Below are 8,508 nucleotides of genomic sequence, written 5' to 3' on the forward strand. Positions count from 1 at the left end.
GCCCGCTGATTTTTGAAAGCTGCCCTCTTGCCGCTGCCTGGAATTTTTCCAAGGCAGCCTCCTGCATTGCCCTCAACGTGTGCTGCCTGGCATCAAAGCCTTGGGCTGGCTGCAAGGCGTGCCTTGAATTTCTGACAACCGGGATGCTGCCGCACAGCCTAAAGTAATAATAGCTTTCAACAACAGCCGCCTTTACATATAATATATAGTCATCAACAAGCTTCCGGTGGCTTGCTGGAAGGGAGCGATGGATTGCAATTGGGATTTCATCCGGTGCCGTGCCTTCACCCATGAAGCGAAGGCTTCTGAAAAGGTATCTTGAGGAAAACTCAAAAAAGTGGTCGTCAAACATGTAACTTGTTGGCGCAAAGCAGTTTTGGGCCAGCAGGTTTTCTGAAATGCCAAGAAGCCCGCCTGTTGCACTTGCAAGCGACCGGCTTTGGGCGCCTGCGCTGACAACGCCCCTTAAGCCATTGTCAACAAGCGCCTCAAATTCCTGGCTTGCGCTTAGCTCAGAAAGTATTTCAAAAAACCTGACTGCAGCATATATCTTATTTCCAATGCTGCCCGAATACCTTCCCTGCACAAGGTCGTACTTTGCAAATGAGGCGGCAAAGGCGCGGCTTGTTGCCCCATCAGGCAGGACATCATCATCAAGAAGCACAAGGGGCATGTGTGAGTCAAGCGCTGCGCTTGCAAGCTGGAGCAAATTGCGCTTTGCGCCTATAGTGATTTCTTGCCCGCAGCCCAAGGCGCCAGGGGCGCCAAGGGAGTTTCTGGCTTCTTGCGGAGAAAAAACAAGGGCATCAGCGCCTGCCTGCTTGGCCAAATCGGCTGTTTTGGCCATGTCCTGCTGCTTGCAGCAGATGATGAACTTGCTTTCTGCAAACGATTTGGCTACTGCGCCAATGGTCTTTTCCAGGCTTTCAGGGCGCCAGCCAAGAATCCCAACATGGATTTTTGCCATAAAAACAACACATGAATTCAGCAATGAACCTTTATTGATTTGAGCAGCCGCAAGATGCGGATAAACCCAAAGCCAAAGTCGGATAACATCCAAAATTGGAAACGCCAATGCAGTTTGGAACCCAAGGCTTCAAGCCAGTGGCATGAGTGCGCCTTGCGAAACAGAAAAACGTGCAAAGGATTACTTTCTCTCCCCGTATTCCTTAAGGAAGGCCAAAAACTCTTGAAGCATTGAGGGGGTGATTGAAGGCCTCCTGCCAAGGATTATGTTGAAAACATCTGAGTTTGAAAGGGTTGGCCTGTCATCAACTCCCTTTTTCTTGTTTTCAATGCTGGCGCTAACAAGCTTCATCTTGGCCTTCTGGCAAATTGAGGAAATATCGGCTCCTGAAAACCCTTCTGTCTCGGTTGCAAACTTTGCATAGTCAGTGGCTTGTATTCCTGTTCCCGCCAGGTTCAGCTCAAATATTTTTTTGCGCGCTGGCAGGTCAGGCGGGGGTATGTAGACTATCTTGTCAAACCTGCCAGGGCGAAGTATTGCCCCATCAAGCATTGCAGGCCTGTTGGTTGCGCCAATCAGCATGACGTTTTTTAGCTCCTTAATGCCGTCAAGCTCTGTTAAAAGCTGCCCCACTATTCCCCCTGTTGAAAACTCCCTGCTTGGGGCAAGAGTCTCTATTTCATCAATGAAGATAATTGAGGGGGCCTGCTCGCGCGCCCTGTTGAATGTCTCCTTGATTACATTGATTGCATTGCCCCAGCCCTTTTTGGCAAGCTCTGCCCCTGAAATTGTAAGAAATGTTGCCTTAAGCTCGTTTGCAGCAGCCCTTATTATCATGGTCTTGCCGCAGCCAGGCGGGCCGAACAAAAGCAAGCCCTTTGACGGTTTTATCTTGTACTGCTTCATCAGGTCCTCGTGCAGCAGTGGTATTTCAATTGCCTCCAAAAGCGCGGAGCGGACATTGTCAAGGCCGACAACATCGGCCCATTTTATTGAGTCCTCCTTTTTCTCCTCCTTTTTCTCAAGCTTCCCGCTGCGCCTCTCAAAGTCAAGCCTGAACTGGTCAAACTCTTCAAGGGAGTCGATTGAAACCGACGGCCTTACCGCCCCGACAATCCTCAGAAGGTGCAGCATGGAGACAGGGACTATGGCCTTTGACTTTCCAGCCTCCTTTGCTGCAAGCCCTATTGCCTCGGTGCAGATGTTTTTTATGTCTGCGCCTGAAAACCTCTCGGTTTTGGCTGCAAGGGCGGCAAAATCAACGTCCGTGGCGCACGGAACTTTTTTCAGGTGCACCTTGAAGATTGCAGCCCTGGCCTCCTTGTCAGGAAGCGGCATGTAGATTATCTTGTCAAACCTGCCTGGGCGCAAAAGTGCGCCGTCCAGCTGGTTTGGTATGTTGGTTGCGCCAATGACAATGACATCCTTTTTGGACTTGAAGCCGTCAAGCTCCTGCAAAAACACGGTGAGCACGCGCTGCGTCACCTCGTCGTTTTGCGCCGTGCCCCTCTTTTTGCCAATGGAGTCAATCTCGTCAAAAAACAGTATGCATGGGGCGTTTTTTCGCGCCTCGACAAACAGCTCCGAGATGTTTTTTTCCGACTCGCCATACCACTGGGAAAGCAGGTTGCTTGTCTTCACATAGTAAAAGCCGAAGTTGAGCTCCTTTGACAAAGCTCTCATCATCATCGTTTTACCGGTTCCCGGGGGCCCGAAAAACAAAAGCCCGTTAGGCGGCCTGAGGCCGTACTGGTAGGCAAGCTCTTTGTTCTCAAGAGGGGTCATTATGGCGTTTCGAAGCTCCTCCTTGACATCCTCATAGCCTCCAATGTCGTCAAGGGAGCTTGCCCCCTGCGACTCTGCCATGTCAGAAACCCCGAACTTGCCAAACTCCTTTGACTTTTCAGCCCTCCTGATTTTGCGCTCCTGCGAGATGCTTAGGCCGAAGTGTTCAAGGCAGCCAAGCAGGGCAATTGAAATTGAAACGTATACAAGAACCGCATAGTCAAACTCTGTTCCAAAAACCAGGTATGACAGGAAATTGTCCACAACCACAAGTGAGAGGAAAAAGGCTGCGGCAGTCTGCTTGTATTTGGATTTCCAAAGCAGTGAGGAACCTGGAAGATAGCCGATTGCAAAAAGGATTGCAACCCAAAAGAGCAGGTGCACAAAAAGCGCGTCTTTCAATAGAAGCGTGAAAAAGTTCTCAATAATGGTGCCAATTGCAGGGCCCACGAAATTTATGTTGTCAAATGAAAAGAGGGAGGCAATTGACTCAACGGCACTTGGCAAAAGCTCGGCAAGCCCGACTTGCTCCTTGTGGTTGTTTGCAAAAAAGTCCTGTGGGGCGTATTGGCCGACATTAAGCGGCAGGAAGGCCTGGTTTTGGACGCCCCAGATTGAGGAGAGCAGCAGGACAATGAGAACCGAGGGAATGGAGACTATTATGCTGTCCTTTGAGCCTACCCTAAGTGCGGAAATTGCCATCACAAGCATGGTAAATCCTGAAAGGTAGTTGAAGGGGAATGGCGCAAATGGCGCAAGGACAAGTATGCTAAGAATTGAAATCACGTTCCAGTGCGTGAAGACCTGGAACAGGCAGATGCCGATAATAAGAAAGTAAATCCAGCCAAAGACTGGGGACTGGTAGGAGATTGCAGGCAGGGCCAGGATGATGCTTGTTGCAGTGCCTATTGGCGGCAGCCGATAGGCAATTGCCCCGCAAAGAAGCGAGAGAATGACAACAATGGGGATTGGATAGAACTGGAAGCCTGAAAGCAAAAACAGGGCGCCAAGGAAAACAAGGACTGCTGCGCCTATGTTGTCGTCGCGCTGCAAATAGGCGACATTGGATTTTACCCTAAGGGAAAGCGAATTGAGCGACTGCTCCTTTTGGGAAGGCTGCTGCTTGAGGCCGCTAGGAGTAAAGCCCTTGCCCTGCGCCAAGGGACCCTGGCCTGGATAAGGCGGGTTTGTTGCCATTGCAAACAGTTGGGGCACGATTATGTTTATATAAATGATAGATAAGATGGCAAAATGGATGGCAAAAACGCCAAAACAGGCAAGGCAGGATGGATGCAAAAATTAGACAATTGATTTATACGGGCATGTTCAAATTTTATGAGTGTTGCTTTTGTTATTGCCCTGGTTGTTAATTATTTTTCCGGCCTGCTTTTCAGCTTCAGCTTGATTGCCTCAAGAAAGCTTTCCGCGGATTTTATCGCATATTGCGCTTCGTACTTGGAAATGATGCCTGCCTTGCCATATGCTGCCCTAGGAACGAATATAAAACTTCCAGTCTCAATAAGTGTGCTTGCACTTCCTAGCGGAGCAAGAAAAACCTGTTTTACTAAATTTTACCAAAGGTGTTTATGATAGCAAACGAATCGACGACAAATGTTATGGCAAGCCAGATAGCCCAAGCCGGTGGTGCAAGTGCGGCTTTAGGACAGCAGGCGCCAGCACAGGCAAGCGGGCAGGTTGTTGGTGTTTCACAAGTTGTAGGCGGGCAGGGGACAGGGGTTGCGCCTGTTGTCAACCAACTTGAGCAAAACAAGATACTGATATCCGATGAGGATGCAGAGCTTCTGAAATTCATTGAGCAGACAAAGCCAAAAATCTACGTTGTAGGCGCAGGCGGCAGCGGCTGCAACACGCAAAACCGGATGCGCGAGGTCGGCATTGACGGGGTAAAATTCATCGCCATGAACACGGACGTGCAGCATCTTGTAAAAATGAGGGCAGACAAAAAGATACTTCTTGGGAAGACTGTGACAAAGGGCATGGGCGCAGGCTCAAACCCAAAGATTGGGGAGAAGGCTGCAGAGGAGAGCAAGGAGGAAATCAAGGCAGCCCTGTCTGATGCGACCATGGTCTTCATTGCCTGCGGCATGGGCGGGGGCACTGGAACCGGAAGCGCGCACATAATTGCCGAGGCTGCAAAGCAGGCAGGCGCACTTACAATTGCAGTAGTTACTCTGCCATTCAAGTCTGAGGGCAGGACAAGGATGGAAAATGCGATAGAGGGCCTGAACAAGCTAAGAAAGCACGCCGACACCGTGATAGTCATCCCAAACGACAAGTTGCTTTTGATTGCGCCTGACTTGCCGCTGAACACCGCATTCAAGGTTTGCGACGAGGTGCTGACAGGCTCGGTCAAGGGAATTGCAGAGCTTGTTACAAAAGCAGGGCTTGTGAACCTGGACTATGCTGACTTGAGGACAATACTTAGCAGCGCAGGATGTGCGGTTGTGGGAATAGGCGAATCCACGATAGAGGCAAAGCCCGACCAGCGCGCACTTGTTGCAATTGAGACTGCCCTTAACTCGCCGCTTCTGGACGTTGACACCACAAGTGCCGACAGGGCGCTTATAAACGTGGTTGGCGGAGATGACATGACACTCAAGGAGGCCGAGTTCATTGTCTCAGAAGTCTCAAAGAGGATAAGCCCCGCATCTCACATAATTTGGGGGGCGAGAATTGAGAAAAACATGCAAAAGTCATCCCTTAGGGTGCTTGTGGTCCTCGCAGGCGCAAAATTCCCGCAGTACAAAGTTGAGGAGCCTGGAAAGCCAGTCACTGTTGAGGATTTGGATTTGGACCTAATAAATTAGGGATACGTATTTGGCAGGCAGTGAATGATATTTTTTGAAAATGATTTTAAATTGCAAAAGTTGAAAGGAAAAAACTGGTGATTTTGATGCTGGGTTTTGCTTCTGACATGTTCCAAAAGGCGCAAAGGGTGCTCAATGTCTCCTACAGGCCGCGGCAGCAGGAGTGGGCAAGAATGGCAAAAATAACAGGCATCGGGATTGTGGCTGCAGGAATCTTCGGGGCTGTGCTGTCAAAGCTTTTGGAGCTGATATATCTATAGATAATCCGATGTGCCCATGGGATGGGCCCAAAATCTATACAGACAATTGATACGTGCGATTTTCATTGCAAAAGAAAAGTAATGAGCGAGGGGTTTTTGTTATGTTGTTTGCGTACAGGGTGACTGCTGGACAGGAGAGGATTGTTGCGGAGATGCTTGCAAAAAAGCTTGCAAAGGAAAAGCTTCCAATCTACGCAGTTGCGCTATTTGAGGATTTGAGGGGGTACCTTCTTGTCGAGGCGCAGGATGAGGTGACAGTAAGGCAGGCGGGATTGAAAATACCACACATAAAAGGCGTTCTTGCAAAGCCGATGAACACGTCCGACGTGGACTCTCTTATAGAGGCTGCAAAGCCTGCAGTGGCCTCGTTTGCAAAAGGCGACATTGTGGAGCTTGTCTCAGGGCCGTTCAAAGGGGAGCGGGCAAAGATTATGCGCATTGATGAAAACCACGAGACTGTAACTGTGGAGCTTACTGAAGTCGCAGTGCCAATCCCTGTGACAATCAAGGCGGAGATAATCAAGCTTTACCAAAAGGCCTCTGATGCCGCAAGCTAGGAAAACAGAACCGGCCTGGAAGAATTTGCGAAAATGAACGGCCTAAGGATTAGCTTGAGCGGCAAAAAAACATAAGTTGCGGTTTTGCCCAAGTCTTGTTGGCTTTTTTTCACTTGCCTTTTGGCTTTTGCTGCGCAGGGCCTGCCCTCTTTCTTATGAAAAAGTAGTAGTAGGCTGCCATGACTGCGACAAAGCCTGCTACAAGGGGTAGCGGGCTTTGCTCTGACAGGTTGTAAACCAGTATTTCAGCATCATTGTAGCCGTCTTTTGACGCCTGCACCCTTATCTGGTTGTAGGTAGTTGGCACAAACTCTATCGGCCTTGCGGTTGTGATATAGGTTTTTCCCTCCGCAGTCACAGTCGCACCGACTATTGGCTTTCGCCTCTCATCCAAAACAGAGAGCCTTATTGCATCTCCGTGCTTGTTGACAAGCCACGGTTCTGCAAGAATGCGCATTTTGGCAGGGCTTGCAAGAAACGACTTTTCATAATAGGTGGATGAATAATGGCCTGTTTCAGCAACTCCCTGGCTGTCAACAACCCTGCACTCTACATTGAACTGGCCTGCAACTATGGTTGTCGGGTCAAAGGAGTAAAACCATCTGTCGGTCCCTGCGGCAGATTGCCAGCTGCCGTTGTTGATGCGCACCTGAACCTGCGAAATGCCGGACTGGGAATAAGCATAACCGCTTAGGTAAACAGGCGCCTTGTTGACAAGCTCCCCCTGCACAGGGCTTGCCACGTTGCAACTGGTGGAGATTGAATAAAGGCCAATGACCCCGTTGTCGGAAAGTACCAGGATGTTGTCCCCGTATATTGTGAAAAGCCTGGACGGGCCGTAGGTCGAAGTCCGCAGGACCTGCTTGCCAGAAGAAGGGTCAAGGACATACAAAAATCCGTCGTTGGTCGTGAATGCGACAAGCCTCCTGTCCTTTGCCCGGAACACTGCAGCAGGCGACTGAATTGCCTCATCGACCTTGAATTTCCAAATTAACTTTCCCGTGTCCTTGTCAAGCGAATAAAGGTTGTGGTCGTTGGAGCCAAAATAAATCGAATTGCCATAAATGACCGGCTCGCTTTCAACCCACGCCCCGGTGTCATAAACCCAGATTTCCTGCCCTGTTGCAGCGTCAAGCGCATGGAACGAGTTGTCAGTTGCCCCTGCATAGAGGACGCCGTTTGAGTAATAAGGGGTTGAAAGGAAAAGCGGCGCAAAGGAGACATTCCACAGCACCTGGCCGCTTGACGCATCAAGTGAGTAGAGATTGCCTCCTGACTCAAAAAACACCGAAGACTGGGAAAACCCAAGTGCCGAGGATTGGGAGCCTGTCTTGAAGGCCCAGCGGAACTTCGAGCTTTGGGTGTTTACAAGATAGGTGCCATCTGCGCTTGCAAAAAGAAACGGGTTTACAAGTGTAAGAGACGAGAGATAGGATGCTGGCGAAGAAGTTGAAATGTTCAAAACAGTGGCCAAGGCGCCTTTCTTTGCGCTTAAGGAATATATTTTACCTTTTTCGGTCCCGACAAATGCGCTGTTTGAATCTGCAGCCATTGCAAAGGGTGCATCGTCAATTGAGGATTCCCAAAGCAAGGCGCCGTTTCTCATTTCAACTGCCCATATTGTGCCGTCCGCAAACCCGACATATGCGACCCCCTCATTGGAGGAGAAGGCGGCTATACGGTTGTTTGTCTCCTTTTTCCAAAGGGCAACGGAAAACGAAAGCGAGCAGAAAAGAATTAGAAAAAGGACAAGATAAGGTGCTTTTTTCATGGGACACACGTTTTCAAGGAGAGCGCATTTGGGCTGCCTTAATCTCCCTGCATTCAAATGCTTCTGGGCTGGAACTGCCATCCAGCCCCCTGGCATTTTTCAAATGAAATGTTGCCCTATTTGTTTGAGGCCCTATTTTACCTTATCGGATTTTGACAAGTAACATGATTATGCAGACTTTAGCTGCGCCTCATGGCCGCCCTGGTCAATTTCCTCAATGACCTTGCGCGGGTCCTTGCCCTCGCAGGTGACCCCAAGCGAGACGCACGTGCCAAGCACTTCCTTGACTCCGTCCTTGATGGATTTGGCAAGCGAGCCGTTTGCCTTCATCTTTGCGACT

7 protein-coding genes are annotated in these 8,508 nt (G+C 49.7%); 3 read left to right on the forward strand and 4 right to left on the reverse strand.

The window, feature by feature from the left end; all coding sequences use genetic code 11:
- Nucleotides 1-967, reverse strand: a 967-nt coding sequence (locus FJZ26_02495; protein ID MBM3229276.1) for a hypothetical protein, incomplete at its 3' end; no start/stop codon positions are given.
- Between the two features lie 180 nt (nucleotides 968-1,147).
- Nucleotides 1,148-3,949, reverse strand: coding sequence for an AAA family ATPase (locus tag FJZ26_02500; GenBank protein MBM3229277.1), 2,802 nt, complete (start codon nucleotides 3,947-3,949; stop codon nucleotides 1,148-1,150).
- 389 nt (nucleotides 3,950-4,338) lie between these two features.
- Here FJZ26_02500 and ftsZ point away from each other — a divergent pair, with 389 nt between their 5' ends.
- The 3 genes from ftsZ to FJZ26_02515 all read left to right on the forward strand — a co-directional run bounded on the left by ftsZ (nucleotide 4,339) and on the right by FJZ26_02515 (nucleotide 6,397).
- On the forward strand, nucleotides 4,339-5,580 hold the full coding sequence (gene ftsZ / locus FJZ26_02505) for a cell division protein FtsZ (GenBank protein MBM3229278.1): 1,242 nt from the start codon (nucleotides 4,339-4,341) through the stop codon (nucleotides 5,578-5,580).
- Between the two features lie 86 nt (nucleotides 5,581-5,666).
- Nucleotides 5,667-5,840 (forward strand): preprotein translocase subunit SecE, encoded by a 174-nt coding sequence (gene secE, locus FJZ26_02510; protein ID MBM3229279.1) that lies wholly within the window; start codon nucleotides 5,667-5,669, stop codon nucleotides 5,838-5,840.
- A 101-nt stretch (nucleotides 5,841-5,941) separates the two neighbouring features.
- Complete coding sequence (locus tag FJZ26_02515; GenBank protein MBM3229280.1) at nucleotides 5,942-6,397, forward strand: transcription elongation factor Spt5; 456 nt, start codon at nucleotides 5,942-5,944, stop codon at nucleotides 6,395-6,397.
- Between the two features lie 109 nt (nucleotides 6,398-6,506).
- On the opposite strand, the gene FJZ26_02520 is transcribed toward FJZ26_02515, so the two are convergent.
- Entirely contained in the window at nucleotides 6,507-8,264 is a 1,758-nt protein-coding gene (locus tag FJZ26_02520; GenBank protein ID MBM3229281.1) for a hypothetical protein, read from the reverse strand.
- Nucleotides 8,265-8,336: 72 nt separating this feature from the next.
- A partial coding sequence (rpl11p, locus tag FJZ26_02525) for a 50S ribosomal protein L11 (protein MBM3229282.1) occupies nucleotides 8,337-8,508 on the reverse strand: 172 nt, incomplete at its 5' end.

Source organism: Candidatus Parvarchaeota archaeon (assembly GCA_016866895.1).
GTDB lineage: Archaea > Micrarchaeota > Micrarchaeia > Anstonellales > VGKX01 > VGKX01.

Bases quoted from the DNA above. Each gene is read 5' to 3' on its own strand.
- ftsZ (MBM3229278.1), top strand. From the start codon at position 4,339: ATGATAGCAAACGAATCGACGACAAATGTTATGGCAAGCCAGATAGCC.
- FJZ26_02500 (MBM3229277.1), bottom strand. From the start codon at position 3,949: ATGGCAACAAACCCGCCTTATCCAGGCCAGGGTCCCTTGGCGCAGGGC.
- FJZ26_02515 (MBM3229280.1), top strand. From the start codon at position 5,942: ATGTTGTTTGCGTACAGGGTGACTGCTGGACAGGAGAGGATTGTTGCG.
- FJZ26_02520 (MBM3229281.1), bottom strand. From the start codon at position 8,264: ATGCCAGGGGGCTGGATGGCAGTTCCAGCCCAGAAGCATTTGAATGCA.
- secE (MBM3229279.1), top strand. From the start codon at position 5,667: ATGCTGGGTTTTGCTTCTGACATGTTCCAAAAGGCGCAAAGGGTGCTC.